General features: G+C 40.1%; 18 protein-coding genes. 15 read left to right on the forward strand and 3 right to left on the reverse strand.

Annotation, left to right across the window (positions count from 1 at the left end; genetic code table 11):
• Positions 1–30 precede the first annotated feature (30 nt).
• The 5 genes from R2R35_RS21955 to R2R35_RS21975 all read left to right on the forward strand — a co-directional run bounded on the left by R2R35_RS21955 (position 31) and on the right by R2R35_RS21975 (position 5,335).
• Complete coding sequence (locus R2R35_RS21955) at positions 31–1,269, forward strand: HDIG domain-containing metalloprotein (RefSeq protein ID WP_317731994.1); 1,239 nt, start codon at positions 31–33, stop codon at positions 1,267–1,269.
• Complete coding sequence (gene ybeY, locus R2R35_RS21960; RefSeq protein WP_317731995.1) at positions 1,253–1,759, forward strand: rRNA maturation RNase YbeY; 507 nt, start codon at positions 1,253–1,255, stop codon at positions 1,757–1,759. Before R2R35_RS21955 ends, ybeY begins: the two co-directional genes overlap by 17 nt.
• Complete coding sequence (locus R2R35_RS21965; RefSeq protein WP_317731996.1) at positions 1,756–2,838, forward strand: DUF3048 domain-containing protein; 1,083 nt, start codon at positions 1,756–1,758, stop codon at positions 2,836–2,838. The genes ybeY and R2R35_RS21965 overlap by 4 nt, the downstream gene beginning before the upstream one ends.
• 50 nt (positions 2,839–2,888) lie before the next feature.
• Complete coding sequence (locus R2R35_RS21970) at positions 2,889–4,553, forward strand: putative polysaccharide biosynthesis protein (protein ID WP_317731997.1); 1,665 nt, start codon at positions 2,889–2,891, stop codon at positions 4,551–4,553.
• A 68-nt stretch (positions 4,554–4,621) separates the two neighbouring features.
• Positions 4,622–5,335: a BofC C-terminal domain-containing protein gene (locus R2R35_RS21975; protein WP_317731998.1), complete on the forward strand. Its 714-nt coding sequence runs from the start codon at positions 4,622–4,624 to the stop codon at positions 5,333–5,335.
• Here R2R35_RS21975 and R2R35_RS21980 read toward each other — a convergent pair.
• Entirely contained in the window at positions 5,332–5,475 is a 144-nt protein-coding gene (locus tag R2R35_RS21980) for a hypothetical protein (protein WP_317731999.1), read from the reverse strand. The genes R2R35_RS21975 and R2R35_RS21980 overlap by 4 nt on opposite strands.
• Before the next feature lie 105 nt (positions 5,476–5,580).
• A complete protein-coding gene (locus tag R2R35_RS21985) occupies positions 5,581–6,666 on the reverse strand; it encodes a glycosyltransferase (protein WP_317732000.1) in 1,086 nt (361 codons plus the stop codon).
• 378 nt (positions 6,667–7,044) lie between these two features.
• On the opposite strand from R2R35_RS21985, the gene R2R35_RS21990 reads away from it, so the two are divergent.
• The 6 genes from R2R35_RS21990 (at position 7,045) to R2R35_RS22015 (ending at position 15,209) form a co-directional block, all read left to right on the forward strand.
• Positions 7,045–8,667, forward strand: a complete 1,623-nt coding sequence (locus tag R2R35_RS21990; RefSeq protein ID WP_317732001.1) for a helix-turn-helix domain-containing protein — start codon at positions 7,045–7,047, stop codon at positions 8,665–8,667.
• Complete coding sequence (locus R2R35_RS21995) at positions 8,667–10,106, forward strand: sensor histidine kinase (RefSeq protein WP_317732002.1); 1,440 nt, start codon at positions 8,667–8,669, stop codon at positions 10,104–10,106. Before R2R35_RS21990 ends, R2R35_RS21995 begins: the two co-directional genes overlap by 1 nt.
• A 199-nt stretch (positions 10,107–10,305) precedes the next feature.
• A complete protein-coding gene (locus R2R35_RS22000) occupies positions 10,306–11,364 on the forward strand; it encodes an ABC transporter substrate-binding protein (protein WP_317732003.1) in 1,059 nt (352 codons plus the stop codon).
• A gap of 186 nt (positions 11,365–11,550) precedes the next feature.
• Positions 11,551–13,077: a sugar ABC transporter ATP-binding protein gene (locus R2R35_RS22005; protein WP_317732004.1), complete on the forward strand. Its 1,527-nt coding sequence runs from the start codon at positions 11,551–11,553 to the stop codon at positions 13,075–13,077.
• Positions 13,067–14,122, forward strand: coding sequence for an ABC transporter permease (locus R2R35_RS22010; RefSeq protein WP_317732005.1), 1,056 nt, complete (start codon positions 13,067–13,069; stop codon positions 14,120–14,122). Before R2R35_RS22005 ends, R2R35_RS22010 begins: the two co-directional genes overlap by 11 nt.
• Before the next feature lies 1 nt (position 14,123).
• Entirely contained in the window at positions 14,124–15,209 is a 1,086-nt protein-coding gene (locus tag R2R35_RS22015) for an ABC transporter permease subunit (protein WP_442872304.1), read from the forward strand.
• Here the strand turns inward: R2R35_RS22015 and R2R35_RS22020 are convergent.
• Entirely contained in the window at positions 15,123–16,088 is a 966-nt protein-coding gene (locus R2R35_RS22020; protein ID WP_317732007.1) for an AraC family transcriptional regulator, read from the reverse strand. The two genes, R2R35_RS22015 and R2R35_RS22020, sit on opposite strands and share 87 nt — an antisense overlap.
• 176 nt (positions 16,089–16,264) lie before the next feature.
• Between R2R35_RS22020 and R2R35_RS22025 the strand changes: the two genes are divergently transcribed.
• The 4 genes from R2R35_RS22025 to R2R35_RS22040 all read left to right on the forward strand — a co-directional run bounded on the left by R2R35_RS22025 (position 16,265) and on the right by R2R35_RS22040 (position 20,737).
• Positions 16,265–18,058, forward strand: coding sequence for an L-fucose isomerase (locus tag R2R35_RS22025; RefSeq protein ID WP_317732008.1), 1,794 nt, complete (start codon positions 16,265–16,267; stop codon positions 18,056–18,058).
• A gap of 41 nt (positions 18,059–18,099) precedes the next feature.
• A complete protein-coding gene (locus tag R2R35_RS22030; RefSeq protein ID WP_317732009.1) occupies positions 18,100–19,572 on the forward strand; it encodes a rhamnulokinase in 1,473 nt (490 codons plus the stop codon).
• Positions 19,573–19,681: 109 nt separating this feature from the next.
• Complete coding sequence (locus R2R35_RS22035) at positions 19,682–20,116, forward strand: RbsD/FucU family protein (RefSeq protein ID WP_317732010.1); 435 nt, start codon at positions 19,682–19,684, stop codon at positions 20,114–20,116.
• 183 nt (positions 20,117–20,299) lie between these two features.
• Positions 20,300–20,737, forward strand: a complete 438-nt coding sequence (locus R2R35_RS22040) for a hypothetical protein (RefSeq protein ID WP_317732011.1) — start codon at positions 20,300–20,302, stop codon at positions 20,735–20,737.
• The last annotated feature ends 378 nt before the right edge of the window (positions 20,738–21,115 follow it).

Raw genomic sequence — 21,115 nt, forward strand, 5'->3', positions numbered from 1 at the left:
GCCGTACAAAGCAGGTGAATAGGTGAATATATGACATCTGATAAGAAACGAAGCAAAGGTAAACCTGATGGAATGCCAATCTATCTGATAGCAGCTATCGTTGCGATAGCTGTGCTGTCAGTGGCATTTCATATTCATGTACCGCTCATAAGCATTATTAGAGGAAGTATTTATGCAGTTCTTATTGTTATACTGCTTATCTTGTATATAGACAGTATCAAAGAGAAAGACAGATATAGTTCCCGCATTACCGAAATCTTTATAGGAACTGTTATGGTATCATTGCCTGGAGTATTACTCTTAAGGACAGATTTTATGCCTCTTTTGTTAACCGGTGTAGTATTTACCACAGTATTATTAAAGAAAGAAGCAGGGATTTTTTATACCATCATACAATTTCTATTCCTGTATGCCTCGAATCTGGCCTCTTTGGAAGAAAGTATTTTCTTGCTGGTAACAGGTATTCTAATCAGCCTGTTGACGGTTTACAGGGTTAATTTCATACAGCTTATCTATAAAGTGGCTCTGGTTTTATCCTTTGATGTTATTATGCTTTTGATAAATAGTAATTTTGTTGTGACGGATTTCCTGAATCTGCACAGCTTACTTACCCTGAGCGCTGTTTTGGCAGCCATTGTCCTTGGTGAAACAATAGGAGACTTCTATCTGAAAAGATTAAATGAGGCAGCAGTACAGGATAAAACCTTAAGTAAGAAACCAACAGTAGAAGAGGTTATAAAGGAGGACTTTGCTCTCTGCAGAATGTTAAAGGAGTCGGACAAGCTTTATGAACACTCCCGGCAGATAGCTATGATTGCAGAGCAGGCAGCGGCTGTAGCCGGCTTGGATAAGAGTATAGCCAAAGCAGGGGGACTGTATCATGAAATCGGAAAGCTGAAGGGAAAGGACTATGTGGCCGAAGGCTTAGCTTTAGCAAAGACCTATCAGCTTCCGGATGCTGTTACCAATATCATAGCTTCACATAACCTGAAATCAGACAAGCCCACATCTCCGGAAGGAGCATTGGTCATGTTTACAGTGAGCCTGGTGGCAGCAAAGGATTACTTCCTTGCGGATAAGAAAGAGGAACAGACAAAGGAAGAGCTGGTTGAGCTTATGGAGAAATTTACGGGTAACTTATTTACCATGCGGCTGGAGAAAGAAAGCTTAATGAATTCAGGATTGACAATTAAGCAGTACATACAGCTGAAGAAGTTCTTTCTGAACTATTTTACACAGATGGAGGCAACAATTGACACTGAATATTGAATATGAAACAGAAATTAAATTAGAAATAGATTATGAAACCATTATCTCAAAAGTGGTGGATATGGCCATGGATACGGAGGAGTGTCCTTATGAGGCTGAACTAAATGTTATTCTGACCGATAATGAGGAAATAAGAAATATCAATAAAAGCTATCGAGAGGTAGATGCACCTACGGATGTCTTATCATTTCCTATGGTCGATTATGAAACACCGGCGGACTTTTCTCATTTGGAAGACAATTCTGATGATTATTTCAACCCGGAAACCGGTGAGCTGCTCTTAGGGGATATCATAGTTTCTGTTGAGAAGGTAACGGCACAGGCCCAGGAATATGGACATTCCGAGGAAAGAGAGTTGGGGTTCCTGGTTGCCCATAGTATGCTCCATTTGTTTGGATATGATCATATGGAGGAAGAAGAGCGAAAGGCAATGGAAGAGAAACAGCGGATAATACTTGATAAGCTGGGAATAACGAGGGAAATGCTATGAGAAAATTTTTGCTATTGGTAGTATTGGCAGTGGTCTTGATTGCCGGCTGCAGTAAAAAAGAGAAAGGTGATTCTGAGATAACCCCTACTCCTACAGAAGCTGCAACGGATACCCCTTCTCCAACGGCTGAACCCACAGAAGCTGTGGAAAACCATGACGGTGAGATGAAGAGTCTGCTTACGGGCCAGTGGGTACCGGAGGAGGTAGGCAAATTAAGACCTTATGCGGTAATGTTAAATAATATTGAATACGCTTCCCCCCAAAGTGGAACAGAAGAAGCCTCTATTCTTTATGAAGCTTTAGCGGAGGGTGGCATTACAAGGCTAATGGGGATATATGAGGAATTAAATGACAAAAGGATTGGATCAGTCCGAAGTGCAAGACATTATTTTGTAAGTGTGGCAGATGAATACAATGCAATCTATGTTCACTATGGTGAAACGACTTATGCTACAAAAAAGATCAAAGAGTTGGGTATTGATAATTTAAGTGGTTTAACAGGTATCGGTGAAACCGTATTTTATAGAGATACTTCAATAAAGGCCCCACACAATGCCTTTGCCTCGAAGGAAGGTATCTTAAAAGGAACTGCTGCGAAAGGTTATAAGACAGAATACAGTTCAGATTATGAAGGACACTTTAAATTCTATGAAAAAGACACCGATTTAGTAAACGGTGAAGAGATTAATAAGGTGGAGCTTGGGTTTTCCAGTCTTTCCATACCGTATCTCACCTATGATAAGGAATCAAAGTGCTACTTAAGATTCCAGTTTGGTAAAGCTCATATTGATAAGAACACAGGCAAACAGCTTGCCTATAAGAATATCATCGTACAGCTGGTAAAGGAATGGAATAAGGATAAAAACGGATACCAGACCATGGATATTGAAAATGCAGAAGGCAAAGGCTATTATATTACAAACGGACAAGCCGTGGATATAACCTGGAAGAAAAATGAGAGTACCAAGAAAATGAGGTATTATGACAAAACAGGAGAAGAACTTACCATTAATCCCGGCAAAACCTATATTGCATTGTTTCCTGTTGACAGGGAAGACCATATAAATATGCTGAAGTAATAAAAACAGCTTGGCTTATTTAGAAATAAATTGAAAGGTTTTAAATAGAAATGGAATCAAATAATGGTGCTTACCAAGGAACAAAGCGAAAACAAGAAAGCAAAAGCAGCAACTTTTTAGTTCAGGGGAGTATTCTGGCAGCAACCTCACTGATTGCCAGAATTATTGGAGTAGTCTACCGAATACCGTTAACCAACCTTATCGGGGATGAAGGGATGGGGTATTATGGATATGCATTTAATATCTACAATATTGCACTGATATTATCGTCCTACAGCCTTCCACTAGCAGTATCCAAGTTGGTAGCGGCAAGAGATGCCAAGAAACAGTATCGTAATTCCTATATGGTATTTATGTGCTCCTTAGGTTTTGCAATAGCAGCAGGAACACTGTTCTCCCTGATAATTTATTTTGGTGCTGATTTTCTGGCAGGAACATTCTTTAATCTGCCGGCGGTGGCAATACCCTTAAGGGTACTGGCGCCTACCATACTGGTATTTGCCATTATGGGTGTTTTAAGAGGGTTCTTTCAAGGGAAGAAAACGATGCTGCCAACCTCGTTTTCACAGATTGTTGAGCAGATCGTAAATGCTGTAATAAGTGTTGCAGCGGCAGCATATTTGATGCATAGTCACAGTGCTTCACAGAAAATAGCAGCCTACGGAGCAGCAGGCGGTACCCTTGGTACATTAATTGGTGCCATTGTTTCCCTTTTATTCCTGGCATTTATATTTGCATTATATAAGCCAATTGTTGACAAACAATTAAAAAGGGATATCGGAGCTTCAAAGGAGACGGTAAAAGAAATATTTGGAGCATTAGGAATTACAGTATTACCGGTTATATTAAGTCAGACTGTCTATCAGATAAGTTCTCTTCTGGATGGTTCTGTATTTTCCTATGTATTGGATGGGAAAGGATTTAATGATATTCAGCGTTCCGAATTATGGGGCATCTACTCCAATAAGTACAATATGCTTATAAATGTTCCCATATCCATAGCAACTGCCATGGCAGCGGCAATTGTCCCAAGTATTGTAACCTCCAGAGAAGAAGGAGCAAATCTGGTTGTGAAAGAAAAGGTGCATGATACCTTAAAATTTAATATGTTAATTGCAATACCAAGTGCTTTCGGGTTAGCGGCTCTGGCGTCACCTATCCTTAGATTGCTGCTTAAGGATGCCAACCTGCTTCCTGCAAGAATGCTTACCATAGGGTCCATCGCGGTTGTATTTTATGCTTTTTCAACTCTTACAAATGCAGTTCTGCAAGGAATCAATAATATGCGGCTGCCGGTTATTCATTCCGTCATAGCTTTGGGTATACATATTATCGTTCTGTATTTACTGCTACAGTTTACCGGACTTGGTGCTTATGCACTGGTAATCAGTAACATAGTATTTGCTTTAGTCGTCAGTATCTTAAATTGGATATCGGTAGCAAGACTGTTAAGCTATAAACAGGAGATTAAGAAGACTTTTATTATTCCTACTGTTTGTTCAATCTTCATGGCAGGAGTTGCCTATCTGGTATACTGGGTTAGTTATAGTGCTGTTAAGAGCAATGCCATAAGCACTCTGCTGGCTATAATATTTGCAGTAATTGTTTACGGTGTACTTCTGCTTGTATTTAAGGCAGTGACTGAATCTGAACTCGTTAAGATGCCTATGGGAAGAACCCTGGCACGAATTGCAGTAAAGCTTCATCTTTTATAATCCAATCCATTTGCAGCATGTATAAACCTGATTTTACGGTGAATACTTATTGCAAAGGAGTGATATCAGTGAGATATAAAAAAGCAGTTACCTATTTCCTGACTTTTTCAGCTATAGCGTGCATGTTTACGGCCACCTATTATTTCAGCTATAAACAAGCTTTAAGAGACTTTAACGAAAGTGCGGTAGAACGCAATAATGATTTGATTAAAGAACTGGAGAAACAGGGATATTTAACCAATACTGTGAAACAGGGCGAAACACAAGCAAATGATCAAGGAGCTTTAAGTGATACAGAGGATGGGCAGGAGGATGCCAAAGCAGCCAGTGCAACAGCAGATACAGTCTTACCTTCTACCCAATATACTTTGCAGACCTATGATTTAAAAACAGGGCAGCTTAGCGAAGAGGAACTTCCCACACCAAGTTATTTGATTGGTCTTACAAGAGAAGAGGTTATTACTTACTTAACAGATTATCAGGCGGATTTATCTTTAAATGAATTTGAAAAAGGGCTGGTATCTTTTGAACTGGTATCCTTTTCAAAAGATTCGATTATACTCCGTAAAACGTACAATTCGGATTCCGTAGAGTACAAATATTACTTAAAGGCAGTAAATGGTTACATTGTGGCCTATTACGGCGACCAGAAAACGGTGTACGATTATACCGGTGTAGCTGTTGAGAATCTTCCCTTGGAGGACAGGCTGCATCTGGAAAAGGGTATATTTATTAAGGATCTTGATGAATTGTATGCTGTATTGGAGAACTATTCAAGCTAATAAGTATGATAATCAGGTTTTGCATTGGTTTCCGTTGAGAGTGCTATTACAGAAAGAGCAGCCTGACCAGTAACAACTGCAGCCGGCGATAAAAGGCTTACGAACAAGGCAGGATTTTCCTGGTATTGATTTGTATTCACTATAAAGTTGCCGGCTGCGTTTCTATTATAATCCTTGGAAAATCTGTATATAATTTATATATAAATTAAATTATCGGTTATTAGCACCGGTATAGAAACAAAATCTTACAGAGCAGAAAGCTTCTTCTGTAAATAGTCCTGGTTTCGTTTAGCCTGTATAGAATCGGGTTTATGTTTTAAAGCTCTGTTGTTAAATTGAAGCGCTTTTTTATAATCGCCTAAACGATCATAGCATACAGCACATTCGATGAGAGGTATATAAGCCCAACAGTCTGGTTGCATAAAACCCCAGCAATTTTTGGGCATTTTCAAAGTCAGTATTAATTGAAACCAGTAAATTGCTCTTTCATATTCCTCTTTTTCCTGATAATGGTATCCGATTTGGCAGCAAACTTCAGCACGAGGAGTATCATAAAGAAAACTCTTAAAAAGAGTGGTGAGAGCAAGGGTATCCAGATTTATTTCGAAATAGCATTTGGCTAAGTCGCTGCAAGCAGCTATATTATCTTCGAGCCAGCCCATATTAGTATCCAGGAAAAGCTCATATTGGTTGATGGCTTCTTTTATTCTATTATGATCTTTTAATTCTCTTGCGTAATAATACGTTCCTCTGGGAGAAAGATAACCCTTTTCTTTTAGATATCTTTCATAAATTTTAAGATTGCGTCCACTTTTAAGGGCTGTTTTCCGCTTTTTTCCATGAATGATACGAATATTGCTTTCTCCTATAGGTCCGCTGGTATCAAGATATTCATGTACCGGCTCATTCCACTGGAAGTTACAACTTTTTTTTGTTAATCGTTCACGGTAGTAACTAAAAGTCTCATTGCCTTTAGAATCTAAGCCAGTTACATATTTCATCATAATCGCATTATATTCGGAGGATATATTTTTTTTGAGTTTCTTTAGTTTTATGACATCTTCAGGTAGCAGGTAATCATCTGCATCAAGCCATAGAATATATTCCATGGTGGCAAGCTCATAAGAATAGTTTCTTGCAGCAGAAAAGTCATCTATCCATTTAAAATCATACACTTTATCTGTGTAAAGTGAACAAATTTCCTTTGTTTTATCTTTAGAGCCGGTATCGACTATTATAATTTCATCCACAACACCATATACAGAATTCAAGCATCTTCTGATATTTTTTTCTTCATTTTTCACAATCATAGCCAAGCTTATGGTTACCATTGTACATCCTTAAAAATAATATTGTTATATTATATGGTTAAATTAATTATAAGTGAATACTAAACTGTTAAAAATATTTACAAACTGGGGTCTGCAATCGTAGGCCATAAGATGTCCTTTACCATGCTGAAAGAACGGTAATTAATGATACATTTACATAAAATAATCAACCTGTATTGGGAAAATTTGTGTTATAATAACATTGTATCAGGTCTTTACATTGCAGTCAGATTCTAAAGCCTGCTTTTGTAAAGTGATGCTATAAAAATACATCAGGTGTTCACGTAATCCTCATAAGTATTGTAATTACAATACATGTGGGGATTTTTGGGCTGTTAATAAAACCGATGGTGAGTAGCGGTATGAAGGGGATGGAATATGATAAAAGTATTTTTGGTGGAAGATGAGGTTGTTATTCGGGATAGTATACACAAAATCATTCCCTGGGGAGAATATGGGTATGAGCTGGCAGGAGAGGCTGGAGATGGAGAACTGGCCCTTCCTTTAATACGAAAGATTAAACCGGATGTACTTATTACGGATATAAGGATGCCCTTTATGGATGGACTGGCTTTAAGCGGACTGGTTAAGAAAGAACTTCCGGCAACTAAGATCGTAATAATAAGCGGATATGATGATTTTGAGTATGCCAGGCAGGCAATATCAATTGGCGTGGAGCGGTATCTGTTGAAACCGATTACCCGGAGCAGCTTTCTGGAGGTATTAAAAGATATCATGAAAAAATATGAGGAAGAGAAGCTGCAAAGAAGCTACTACGAGAAATTCAAAGCTGAGCTTCAGGATTTTGAACTGCATTCCAGAAGGGATTTTTTTGATACGCTGGTAACAGGAAGTGATAATATACAGACGATCTATCAAAAGGCAGAAAAATTGCAAATCGATATTGGGGCACAAAGCTATAATATCATTCTTTTTTCCGTAGATTCCATACAGGAGAATCAGATATTTCCTGATATCTATACAAAAGAAACGGCAAAACTGCAAAGCTCTCTGGAGCAATTATTTCATGACACGGATGACTGTATATTGTTCCGTAACCAGCTTTTCAGTTATGCAGTGCTGGTCAAAGGGGAAAAAGAAATAGAAGAGAAGACAAATGGATGTGTAATCAGGCTACAGAAATTCTTCAATGGGATCAGCAAGGAGATTGATTGGTTTATTTGTACTGGAAAAGCAGTGGATCGTCTAAGTCAACTACCGGAGAGTTATAAGGAAGCTATGCATAATTTTGCTCTGCGATATCTGAATAAATTTCGCGTTACGGCATTAGAGGAAAAAAGCGGAGGGACGGAGGAATCAGAATCCATGGACATAAAGAATATTGATGCCAATGTCCTGAGTCCGGAAGTCATACATAATTTCTTAAGTCATGCTCTTGCCAACGAAGTAAATGATTTTGTAAAAGATTATTTCCAGATGATAGGGGAGGAAGCACTTAAGTCTAAAATATTCAGGCAGTATATACTTTTAAATATCCATTTCAGTACTGTCTCTTTTATCCAGAAATTGGGATTTCAGAAAGAAGAATTGAAAAGCTATATTCCCATTATCTGTACAGAAGGCATGATATCACTGAAAAAGGGCTTGGAGATTATTACTGAGATCTTGGAAAAAGCAATTCTACTGCGGGAAGAAAGTGTCAGAGGCAGGTATAAGAGCGTACTTGAGGTGGCAGTGGCATTTATTCAGGAAAACTATACGGATGATATGCTATCCCTAAACAAAGTCGCTTGCGCGGCCAATGTCAGTGCAAATCATTTCAGTGCGCTTTTCAGCCAGGAAATGAAGAAAACCTTTATCGAATATTTGACAGAACTAAGAATGAATAAAGCGAAGCAGCTTCTACGCTGCACGGATATGCGCTCTGGTGAGATTGCTCTGGAAATCGGATATAAGGATTCTCATTATTTCAGCTATTTATTCAGAAAGACACAGGGACTGACACCAAGTGATTACCGTAACCAAAAGGGAGGAAGCTGATGAAATGTCAGAAGGTAAGGCGGAAGATTCATGCAACAAAGACAAGCCTTGACAAGAAATTACGGCATATTGTATTGATAATGCTTTTGCCTCTTGGGTTTTGGATGCTGTTGTCCCTGCTGATAATCCGGTATTACGAGATGCAGTATACCCAGATTACCTATAATGTGAATGTCAGCAGTAAATTCAATATGGATTTTAAAAGTACCATTGATTTAAAGATGTATCACTATACCGTGGGAAGTAAGCAGCAGGCGGCACTCCCCACACAGGATGTAGAAGATGCAATTGATCTTGCGGATTCCTTAAGACAGACAACCTATCGGAAAGAAAGCAGACGTACTTTGCAAAACATTCTGGATTATTGCGATAATTTAGAGAAGAAGATGTTTATGATTGCTGAGACAAAAAACTACGACAGCAGACAGCAGCAGCTGGAGAACAATATCTATGTACTGACTCGGCTTATACAAGCTAAAATGATTGATTATATCTATTACGAAGCCGGTTATATGACTACCCTGGAGCAGAAAATGACAAAGGATATCCGCACTGTAACGCTGCTTGCCATTTTATTCGTATGCCAGACGGTTATGCTTTTGTTTTATTACGGACTTCGGTTCTCTAAAAGCATTACAGAACCGATCAGCAGATTGTGCTGCAATGTCAAGCTTGTTGGAGAAGGTGAATTTTCTGTTCCACAGATTGATACAGGATATACAGAGATAGAACAGTTGAACTCTGGAATTCAGCAAATGGCAAGCAGAATCGATATTTTGCTGGAGAATGTGAAAAAGGAAGAAAAGCTTCAGCATAAGACACAGCTGCAGCTTCTTCAAGCGCAGATAAATCCCCATTTTTTATATAATACACTGGATACCATTGTATGGCTTGTGGAATCGGAGCAGAATGAACCGGCAGTATCCATGTTAACAAATCTGTCAGTGTTTTTCAGGACCATTTTATCAAAGGGTAATGATATCATCAGTCTGGAAGAAGAAATTAAGCATACCCGAAGTTATCTTGACATACAAAAAATCAGATACCAGGATATCCTGGAATATGACATCAGGCTTCCGGTGGAACTAAGTACCGTTCTGGTACCCAAGCTAACCTTACAGCCGCTGGCAGAAAATGCACTGTATCATGGCGTAAAGGAGAAAAGAGGAAAGAGTACCATTCTTATCGATTGTCAGTTGCAGGGAGAAGAGGTGCTCCTTACAGTGACAGATGATGGCATTGGGATGCAGCCGGATAAATTAAATGCCGTCAGATCTGCACTGGAAAGTTCAGAACGTATCGGATTCGGCCTTTTGGCAGTACATGAGAGAATAAAGCTTTATTTTGGAAATTCCTTCGGAGTGTCAATCTCCTCAGAGTATGGAAGAGGAACAACTGTTAAAGTGCGAATTCCCCAAATAAATCAACTTTCTCCGTAAAATATTTACCTTCGTTTGAAAATCAATAAATATTCCAACGAAAATCGTAAGATAATAAATGGGAAAATTCGGATGGTTATATATAATAGAATATATCAAACAGGAAGTGTATAAAAACTTCTTGCACCGGATGCAGAGGAGTTCAGAAAGGTGCAATGAGTTTTAAACCATCTCCTGACAAGAAAGAGGAGGATATATAATGTTAAAAAGGTTTACAGCAGTTTTAATGATTTTCTGCCTGGTTTTTGTTTTGGCAGCCTGCGGGGATAAGAAGGAAGCCACACCAAGTGATTCTTCTTCTGCAAAAGAATTGATAACAGTAGGTTTTTCACAGGTAGGTGCGGAATCTGACTGGCGTACTGCCAATACAGAGTCTATGAAATCCACTTTTAGTGAAGCAAATGGTTTTGAACTCATATTTGACGATGCACAGCAAAAGCAAGATAACCAGATTGCAGCAATTCGGAATTTCATACAGCAGGAAGTTGATTACATAGTACTGGCACCGGTTACTGAGACTGGTTGGGATACCGTATTACAGGAGGCTAAGGATGCTGGGATTCCGGTAATCATTGTTGACCGTATGGTAGATGTATCCGATGACAGTTTGTATACGGCCTGGGTAGGTTCTAATTTTGAACTGGAAGGCAAGAAAGCTGCAGGCTGGCTGGATGCGTATCTAAAGGCAGCAGGTAAAGGAGAAGAGGAAGTAAATATCGTTGATATTCAAGGAACGATCGGTGCATCTGCCCAGATTGGACGTACTGCCGGTTTAGAAGCAGGGGTTGCTGCTCACAGCAACTGGAAGCTGCTTGCCAAAGTAAGCGGTGAATTTACACAGGCAAAGGGACAAGAGGTTATGGAATCCTTGCTGAAGCAATACGGAGACCAGATTGATGTAGTATATTGTGAGAATGACAATGAAGCATTTGGTGCAATTGATGCCATTGAAGCAGCAGGGTATAAAGTAGGCAGTGACGGAGATATGATTGTTATGTCCTTTGACAGTACCAATGCCGGTATGACAGATACCTTAAGCGGTAAAATAACAGTAAATACGGAATGCAATCCTCTTCATGGTCCACGTGTACAGGAAATAATAGATACACTTCAAAAGGGTGGAACCGTTGACAAGCAGAAATTTGTAGATGAAGGAATATTCTCCTATGATAATTCTGTTACCAGTATTAAGGTAGACGGAACAGATTATCCGGTAACACAGGTGACGGATGAAGTTATAAAAGCCCGTTCCTACTAAATAAAGTGTAGTTTAAGGTGCGGTATGGTTGATTCTAGGGATGGACAGTACCGCACCTTATTTTTGAGAAAGGCAAGGTTACAGGTCAGTAAATATGTACTGCCTTGTGTAAACAGTGAGTATTGAAATAGGTAAACTGTAGGCAGGGAAGTACCAGTGTAAACGAAAGCAGGTGCAAAAGTTAGAATGGGTCCTGAGAGTATTGTAATCATGAAGGATATCAGCAAGAGTTTCCCAGGTGTAAAAGCTTTATCACATGTGAACTTTACCTTGCGAAAAGGAGAGATTCATGGGCTGATGGGAGAAAATGGTGCCGGTAAATCTACCCTGATCAAGGTTCTCACCGGTGTTTACGAGCTGGATACAGGGGAAATACATATGCAGGGAAAGGAGACTCCGGTAATCATCCATTCTCCAAAAGAAGCGCAGGAGAATGGAATCAGTACGGTGTATCAGGAGGTGAATTTATGTCCTAACCTTACAGTGGCAGAAAATTTATTTCTAGGCAGAGAACCAAAAAGAGCCGGACTAATTCATTGGAAAACCATCAATCAAAAAGCTGAGCTTCTCTTAAAGAAGCTTGGTATAATGGTATCTCCAGTCATGCTCCTTAAGGATTGTTCCATTGCCATTCAACAGATGGTCGCAATAGCCAGGGCTATTGATATGAAGTGCAGAGTGTTGATATTAGATGAACCTACGTCCTCCCTGGATGAAGAAGAAGTCGTAAGACTTTTTCAGTTAATGAAACACTTGAGGGAAGAAGGAACAGGCATTATCTTTGTAACCCATTTTCTGGAGCAGGTTTATACAGTCTGTGACCGTATAACCGTATTGAGAAACGGGGAATTGGTTGGAGAATATGAGACGAAACAGCTGCCCAGAGTACAATTAGTGGCAAAGATGATGGGAAAAGACTTTGATGAGCTTGCAGATATAAAAGGGGAACAGACAGAGTCTATAAGAGAAGAAACGCCAATGATTGAAGCGGAACAGCTGGTACATGAAGGAAGTATTAAACCCTTTGACATAGCTGTACACAAAGGAGAAGTCATAGGACTGACGGGGCTCTTGGGATCAGGGCGTTCGGAACTGGTTCGCACCATTTATGGTGCCGATAAAGCGGACGGAGGTAAGCTTAAAGTCAATGGAAAAGTGGTAAATATAAATTCACCTCTTGATGCCATGAAGCTGGGAATGGGATACTTACCGGAGGACAGAAAAGGAGAAGGTATCCTTATGGACTTATCCCTGCGGGAGAATATTATTATCGCCTTACAGGCAAAAAGAGGTATGCTAAAGCCCATGAGTCGAAAGGAAATGGAAGAGGCAGCAGATAAATATATGGATATTCTGCAGATAAAAGCAGCCAACAGGGAAACACCCATAAAGAACCTCTCAGGAGGCAATCAGCAGAAGGTTATACTGGGAAGATGGCTGCTGACCAATCCGGAATATCTGATTCTTGATGAACCTACACGAGGTATTGATATAGGGACGAAAACCGAAATTCAGAAACTGGTATTAAAGCTTGCAGAAGAAGGCAAGGCTGTAACTTTTATTTCCTCGGAAATTGAAGAAATGCTAAGAACCTGTTCCAGAATGATTGTAATGCGGGATGGCAGGAAGGTAGGAGAGCTTAGCGGTATGGAACTTAGTCAGGATACTATTATGAAAACCATTGCAGGAGGTGAGAAGACAGATGAGATATAAGATAAAAATACTTACAGGGCACAGGCTGTTTATGCCTTTTTTATGCCTGGCAGTGGTTTTATTGGTAAATGTCCTAAAGACTCCGGCCTTCTTTCAGATTTCCATGAATAACGGAGTTTTTTATGGTTATATGGTAGATATTATAAACCGTGGTTCTGAACTGGTGATACTTGCAATAGGTATGACGCTGGTAACAGCAGCTTCTGGTGGGCAGGATATCAGCGTTGGGGCAGTAATGGCTGTGGCAGCGGCTTTTTGCTGTCAGATTCTTTCTGGTGGAAAGGTATCTACAAATACTTTTGAAAATCCACTGCTTCTGGCGGTGCTGGCAGCTTTGGCTGCTGCTCTTCTGTGTGGTGCCTTTAACGGTTTTCTGGTAGCAAAACTACATATTCAGCCAATGGTCGCTACGTTAATATTATTTACGGCAGGCAGAGGGATAGCCCAATTAATTACAAAAGGCCAGATTACCTACATACGAGTGGACACTTATAAGGTTTTAGGCGGATATATTGGAAAATGTCCCATACCTACACCGGTCTTCTTAAGTACGGCAGCTGTTATCCTGATTGCAGTAGTTGTAAAAAAGACAGCTCTCGGTCTTTATATAGAAAGTGTTGGTGTTAATGCCTCTGCTTCCAGACTGGTAGGCCTTAACTCCTCTTTGATTAAATTCCTGACTTATGTACTTTGTGGTATATTAGCAGGCTTTGCAGGTATAATCGCTTCCAGCCGTATCTACTCAGCTGATGCAAATAACATAGGACTGTATATGGAAATGGATGCTATTCTGGCAGTGGCTTTAGGGGGGAATATCTTAAGCGGAGGTAAATTCAGCCTTATCGGTTCAGTAATTGGTGCTTATACCATTCAGGCACTGACCACTACCCTTTACGCCATGAATGTATCCGCTGATCAGCTGCCCGTATACAAAGCGGTGGTGGTAATAACCATAGTAGTGCTGCAAAGTCCCGTTTTCAGAAAATTCATGGGAAACCATAAATTGAATGTATTACGAAAAAGGGAAGAAAGGCATGGTTATTGATATGGTAAAATCGAAAAATAAAAGTAAGCTTCAAAGCAATACTTTCCTCTTGTTAATAACCATAGGACTTTTTCTGGTGATGTATGTGGCCGGAATGTTTCTTTATCAGGATAAAGGATTTGCGAAACCTCAGATGTTCTTAAATCTTTTTATATCCAATGCAGGGCTGATCGTAATTGCCTGTGGCATGACGTTGGTCATGATTACAGGAGGTATTGATATTTCCGTGGGTTCAGTTACTGCACTGGTCTGCATGGCAGCAGCTTATCTTATGGAAAAAAAAGGTGCCAGTACCTATACAGCTTTGGTAATGGCTCTGGCTATCGGAATTTTATTTGGACTGGTGCAGGGATATTTAATTGCCTATCTGGAGATACAGCCATTTATTGTAACATTGGGAGGTATGTTCTTTGGCAGGGGAATGACTGCCGTAGTCAGTACGGAGATGATATCGATCCAAAATAAACTGTTTATGAAATGGGCAAACTACAAAATCTACCTGCCCTTTGGTACGGTTAATAAAAAGGGTGTTTATCAGGCGGCTTATATCTATCCAACGGTATTAATCGCAATAGCAATTGTAGTGGGAATCACAATAATGCTTAAGTATACCAAATTCGGTCGTAAACTCTATGCCATTGGCGGGAACCAGCAAAGCGCTTTGATGATGGGGATTAACGTGAGAAAAACAAAACTTCAGGCTTATGTTCTGGATGGGTTTCTGGCAGGTCTTGGTGGTTTTCTCTTCTGCCTGAACAGCAGTGCGGGTTTTGTGGAACAGGCAAAAGGAATGGAAATGGATGCGATTTCAGCTGCTGTTATTGGTGGTACACTTCTCAGCGGTGGTGTGGGAACAGTTGTCGGAACTTTATTTGGGGTATTAATAAAAGGGACCATCACCAGTCTGATAACAACCCAGGGAACCTTATCCAGCTGGTGGGTTAGGATAGTATTGTCCGCTCTACTTTGCTTCTTTATTATATTGCAATCAGTAATTGCATCAGCTAAAAGGAAGAAAAAAAAGTTTTCGGTATTTGGCGGGAGTGATTCCTTTAAAGCGTTTAAACAACTTAATAAAGTAACTTAAATCATTAAAACCGCAGGCATAAGCAATCTCAGTTATGCTGTCCTCTGATGACAGCAGCTGGCAGCAGGCTCTCTCAATACGGTAATTGTTCAGATATTCGAAAGGGCTTTTGTGGGTCATTTCCTGAAAAAAACGGCAGAAATATTTGGGAGACATACCGGCAGCTTTCGAAAGCTGCTCCAGGGTCAGACTGTTTTGATAGGATTCCTCCATAAGTTCCAGAACCTGTTTCATCAAATGAATTCTTTTGTGGTTTCTTTGCGTTTCAGAGTCCGTTGAATAATAATGATTTTTCGTAATACTTCCAAGTATCAGATATAAAAGTCCCTGGGTAATTAACTCACAACCTAGGGCTTTTTCTTTTAAGGTATCAAAAAGACAGTTCAGGTGCTGCTTTAATAAAAGCTGCTCTGTAAAATTTATATTCTGTAAGGAATTCAATTTTTGTAAGGAATTCATATTCTGTAAGCTGTTAGGATTCTCTGAATGGATATTGTTATTATCAATGGGAGCAGCTGGATAATATTCATTGATCAGATAGGTATGATTCATGATTTCTTTGATGTAACGATTACAGGCATTCTCTTTTTTCACAAGCATGTTCATGTCAAAAACAACGCATTGATAGATGCAGTCTGTCGGAGTCCCTCCATGAAGGGTACCGCTGTTCAGAAACAGAATATCCCCTTTCTTAGCCAGGTGCTCCCGCTCGTCCAGAGTAACAACGAAGCAGCCTTCTAAAATACGAATAATTTCATATTCCATATGCCAATGGTAGGACATTATGTATTGGGGATGATTCGGATCAACATGATAGAATTCTATTGGAAAATCAAAGGTTCCTCTTTGCTTGCTCTCATTGTAGCCCAGTTTCTGCATAAAACCTCCAATGTGAATATCGTTATATTTTTTGCTATTATAACACAAGAATCTGCTTACCGGCAACCGTATAATGAAATTACAGTATTATATGCGAGCACCTTCAACAGGCAAAACGCAAAAGGTATTTTACGAAAAAAATGTATGCCGCAAAAAGCGGCAGAAGGAGATTATTTATGGCGAAGAACAGATTAATTGGGGATTATCCGGTAATTGGAATCAGACCAACTATCGACGGAAGAAGAGGTGCTTTAGGAGTAAGAGAATCTCTGGAAGAGCAGACTATGAACATGGCAAAAGCAGCGGCAAAATTATTTGAAGAGAATATCAGATATTCCAATGGGGAGCCGGTGAAAGTTATTATTGCGGATACTACCATTGGCCGTGTTGCAGAAGCCGCCGCCTGTGCAGATAAATTCAAAAAGGCGGGTGTGGACATTACCCTGACAGTCACTCCCTGCTGGTGTTATGGCTCTGAAACCATGGATATGGATACCAAAACAATAAAAGGAGTATGGGGCTTTAACGGTACGGAAAGACCCGGCGCAGTGTATCTTGCAGCTGTTCTGGCAGGTCATGCACAGAAAGGTCTTCCGGCATTTGGTATCTATGGGCATGATGTACAGGATGCTGCCGATACAGAGATACCAGAGGACGTGAAAGAGAAATTGCTCCGATTCGGTCGTGCTTCTGTTGCAGCAGCAACTATGAGAGGCAAATCCTATCTTCAGATTGGTTCTATCTGCATGGGTATAGCGGGTTCTATTATTGATACCGATTTCTTTGAAGAGTACCTGGGGATGAGAGTGGAATCTGTTGATGAAGTCGAAATAATTCGTAGGATGACAGAAGAAATCTATGATAAGGCTGAGTATGAGAAAGCACTTGCCTGGACCAAAGAACACTGTAAGGAAGGTTTTGATAAAAATCCCGAGGAATTGCGAAAATCACCGGAAGAAAAAGAGAAGGACTGGGAATTTGTTGTTAAGATGATGTGTATCATAAAAGACTTGTTTAACGGAAATTCCAACCTGCCTGATTACGCAAAAGAAGAAAGTGTAGGTCATAACGCAATAGCAGGCGGTTTCCAGGGGCAGAGACAATGGACGGATTTCTATCCCAATTGTGATTTTCCGGAATCTCTGTTGAATTCCTCATTCGACTGGGAGGGTGCAAGAGAACCCTACATATTAGCTACTGAAAATGATACTTTAAATGGTGTTGGTATGCTCTTTGGTAAGCTACTTACTAATACTCCTCAGATTTTTGCAGATGTAAGGACCTATTGGAGCCCTGAGGCAGTTAAGAAAGCAACCGGTTATGAACTGGAAGGTATTGCGGCAGAATCCAAAGGATTTATCCATCTGATTAATTCCGGTGCTGCCTGCATAGATGCCTGCGGTGAGATAAAAGATTTGAACGGCAATGGTATAATGAAACCCTTCTGGGAGATGACAGAGGCAGATCAGGAAGCCTGTTTAAAGGCAACTACCTGGAATGCAGCAGATACAGGGTATTTCAGAGGCGGCGGTTACTCCTCCAGATTCCTGACCAGAAGTGAAATGCCGGTAACCATGGTTCGTATAAACCTCGTAAAAGGCATAGGACCTGTACTTCAGCTGGCAGAAGGTTATACCGTTAATCTGCCCGAAGAGGTATCTGATAAATTGTGGAAGAGAACAGATTACACCTGGCCCTGTACCTGGTTTGCTCCAAGACTTACCGGAGAAGGTGCATTTACCTCTGCTTATGATGTAATGAATAATTGGGGAGCCAACCATGGTGCCATCAGTTATGGACATATCGGTGCAGATATTATAACTCTGTGTTCTATATTAAGAATTCCAGTTAATATGCACAATGTCCCTGAAGAGAAGATCTTCCGTCCTGCGGTATGGAGTGCTTTTGGTATGGATAAGGAAGGACAGGATTACAGAGCCTGCCAGAATTTTGGACCTTTGTATAAGTAAAAGGAAGCATAGGTGTACCAAGGTACACAGACAGGAGTTTTATGAAGAAGGTTATTGCGTTTGACCTGGGGGCCTCCAGTGGCAGGGCTATGGTCGGTGAACTTTCAGATAACAGGATTACTATCAGGGAAATCCACCGATTCCTAAATGAACCAGTGCAGGTGAGAGGAACACTGTATTGGGATGTTCTGAGGCTCTTTCATGAGATGAAACAGGGGCTGGTAAAAGCTAAAGCTGAGGGTGAGATTACCAGCCTTGGAGTGGATACCTGGGGAGTGGATTTCGGTTTGCTTGATGATAAAGGACGGCTGCTTGAGAATCCGGTCCATTACCGGGATGTCCGAACAAAAGGAATGCTAAAGGCAGCGGAAGAAAGAATCCGCCTGGAGGAACTATACCAGATTACAGGTAATCAGCTAATGGAAATAAATACAGCATTCCAGCTTCTTTCCCTGGTATCTGATAAAGAAGCTGCTTTGCAGAGGGCAGATACGCTTTTGCTCATGCCGGATTTATTCAACTATATGTTTACGGGAAAGAGATATGCCGAATATTCCATAGCTTCTACGACACAATTATTAGATGCAAAAGAGAGAATATGGTCTGAGAAGGTTCTGAAAGCCCTGGGAATTTCAGAAACGCTGTTGCCGGAGATAATACCCAGCGGTACCCTTTTGGGAACAATAACAGCTGAGATCAAAGAAGAGTTAAATGTTTCATCCATAAATGTGACAGCAGTAGCCGGACATGATACCCAGAGCGCATTGGTTTCAGTACCTGCCAGAGAGAAAGATTTTCTCTTTATAAGCTGCGGTACCTGGTCTTTAATGGGAACAGAACTGGACAGTCCTCTGATAGATGAGAAATCCGCCGGATACAATTTTACCAACGAAGGAGGATACGGGGGTAAAATATCCTTCTTAAAAAATCTCACCGGTTTATGGCTGGTGCAAGAGAGCAGACGCTGGTGGGAGAAGGAGGGGACTGCCTACAGCTTTTCAGAGTTAGAGAAAATGGCCGAAAGTACAGAAGCTTTTCAGAGCTTTATCGATACGGACAGTGAAGAATTTGCATTGCCCGGAAATCTTCCGGAGCGGATTCGTGAATTTTGCAGAAAGACTGGTCAGAAGGTTCCTGAAACACCAGGAGAGATCGTGCGCTGCATCAATGAAAGCCTTTCCTTCAGATATCGGACGGTGATGGAGGAAATAACAGACTGTACCGGTTTGGCCTATGACAGAATTTATATGGTAGGCGGAGGAATCAACAGTAAATTATTATGCAGGATGACTGCCTGTGCCTGTAGGAAGGAAGTAGTTGCTGGACCTTCGGAAGCTACGGTCTATGGAAACATTGCCCTTCAATTAATTGCCGCAGGAGACATAGAGAATCTTACAACGGCAAGAAGCATTATCGGCCAGTCCGCAGAAATCAGTATTTATCAGCCAATAAAACAGGAAGAGTGGGAGGCAGCATACAAGCGCTATAAGGCAGTAACCGGTAAGGAGAAATAAGAGTGAAAGAAAATAATCAATTGAAAGGATGTCACGTTTTGATTCTTTCGCTCCTTGTTATTTGTGACAGTATTGCAGGCCAGCCTGCGATATGCAATGGGTATCAATAATGTTAAAAGGAATTCCACCTGTTTTATCTCCAGAACTGCTGAAAGTTCTCTGTGAGATGGGGCATAGTGACAGAATAGTAATATCAGACGGTAATTTCCCAGCCCAGTCAATGGGAAAGGACAGTATTGTAATACGTTTAGACGGACATGGTGTACCTGAGATTTTAGAGGCCATACTCACAGTTTTTCCACTTGATACATATGTTGAAAAACCGGTAACTCTGATGGAAAAAGTGAAAGGTGATACCGTTGAAACACCCATCTGGAACACCTATAAGACAATAGTAGAAAAACATGATGGAAGAGGCAGTGATACCATCGGGCAGATGGAGAGGTTTGCATTTTATGAATCTGCAAGAACCGCCTATGCAATCGTGGCAACAGGAGAGAAGGCCTTATATGCCAATATCATGCTGCAAAAAGGTGTAATTTGATGACATGGGGTTATAGTCAAAACTATTCATAATAAAAGCGGCTGCTGCAGTATTAAATAATGCACCAGCCGCTAGTGTTTTCAATCAAGCCTCTATCTAGTAATAATAAGAATGGAATCTATTGACAATCATGAAGCAATTCTATATATTAATTGTAAATTGATGTAAAGGAATAGCTGCTGAATGAGAAATTCATTTTATAATAAATTAATAGCTTGTATGTTAGGTATTCTTTTGACAGCAATCATATTGGTCTGGTTCTTATATAATAATCTGGGATTATATCCTATGAGGAATCTGCAAATATCCCAAATTGAATCAATCACGCTATATTCATTGTCGTTAGAAAAGGCAGTACTGTCTGAAGATGAAAAGAAACAATTGATTAGTTATCTTAAACGAGTAGAGTTAAAGGGGAAAGGAACTCAGAAATTCAAGGAGTATGACGGGTGTAGGTTTCTAATGTTCCAACTAAATATGAAAGATTCCTCCAACATAGATTTTGCAGCAAGTAATCCATTCTATATTATTAACATAGAAAAAGGATATAAAGCAGATTATGAGCTATGTGAAAAAATAAGCCAATTGTATTTCAGTATGCTCGATAATCATTTTAAGTAAATACATACCGAATATAAAGCAGTTATAGGGTCTTATTAGAGATATAATGAAAATGGGAGGAGAATATAAATGCCTTTTATATCTTTTATTCTGCTGGTAATTGTTGCTTTTGTAAGTATTCTTTTTTGCGGCCTTTTTATCTACGTTCTGGTTCTGGCTATGAAAGCCCTAAAGCTATATATCGAAAAAACAGCCCTAAATAGGCTCTTAAACCATCTTCATAAATGATTGCATAAATATTTAGCGTTATGCACCTGTCTTTCAACATTTCAGGCAATTAGCAGAACCTGGAAAGAATGAATGCGCCTATGGAAATGTAATAGAAGTCCTTTTCTCTGAAGCTTTTGTGCTATATCCTTAAACAGATTGTCTGAGCGG

The sequence above is a fragment of the Anaerocolumna sp. AGMB13020 genome (assembly GCF_033100115.1).
Lineage (GTDB): Bacteria > Bacillota > Clostridia > Lachnospirales > Lachnospiraceae > Anaerocolumna.

Coding starts and splice junctions, on each gene's coding strand:
- R2R35_RS21985 (WP_317732000.1), bottom strand. CDS start 6,666: ATGGTAACCATAAGCTTGGCTATGATTGTGAAAAATGAAGAAAAAAAT.
- R2R35_RS22010 (WP_317732005.1), top strand. CDS start 13,067: ATGAGATATAAGATAAAAATACTTACAGGGCACAGGCTGTTTATGCCT.
- R2R35_RS22000 (WP_317732003.1), top strand. CDS start 10,306: ATGTTAAAAAGGTTTACAGCAGTTTTAATGATTTTCTGCCTGGTTTTT.
- R2R35_RS22025 (WP_317732008.1), top strand. CDS start 16,265: ATGGCGAAGAACAGATTAATTGGGGATTATCCGGTAATTGGAATCAGA.
- R2R35_RS22040 (WP_317732011.1), top strand. CDS start 20,300: ATGAGAAATTCATTTTATAATAAATTAATAGCTTGTATGTTAGGTATT.
- R2R35_RS21955 (WP_317731994.1), top strand. CDS start 31: ATGACATCTGATAAGAAACGAAGCAAAGGTAAACCTGATGGAATGCCA.
- R2R35_RS21965 (WP_317731996.1), top strand. CDS start 1,756: ATGAGAAAATTTTTGCTATTGGTAGTATTGGCAGTGGTCTTGATTGCC.
- R2R35_RS21970 (WP_317731997.1), top strand. CDS start 2,889: ATGGAATCAAATAATGGTGCTTACCAAGGAACAAAGCGAAAACAAGAA.
- R2R35_RS22005 (WP_317732004.1), top strand. CDS start 11,551: ATGGGTCCTGAGAGTATTGTAATCATGAAGGATATCAGCAAGAGTTTC.
- R2R35_RS22020 (WP_317732007.1), bottom strand. CDS start 16,088: ATGCAGAAACTGGGCTACAATGAGAGCAAGCAAAGAGGAACCTTTGAT.
- R2R35_RS21995 (WP_317732002.1), top strand. CDS start 8,667: ATGAAATGTCAGAAGGTAAGGCGGAAGATTCATGCAACAAAGACAAGC.
- R2R35_RS22035 (WP_317732010.1), top strand. CDS start 19,682: ATGTTAAAAGGAATTCCACCTGTTTTATCTCCAGAACTGCTGAAAGTT.
- R2R35_RS22015 (WP_442872304.1), top strand. CDS start 14,124: ATGGTAAAATCGAAAAATAAAAGTAAGCTTCAAAGCAATACTTTCCTC.
- R2R35_RS21990 (WP_317732001.1), top strand. CDS start 7,045: ATGATAAAAGTATTTTTGGTGGAAGATGAGGTTGTTATTCGGGATAGT.
- R2R35_RS22030 (WP_317732009.1), top strand. CDS start 18,100: ATGAAGAAGGTTATTGCGTTTGACCTGGGGGCCTCCAGTGGCAGGGCT.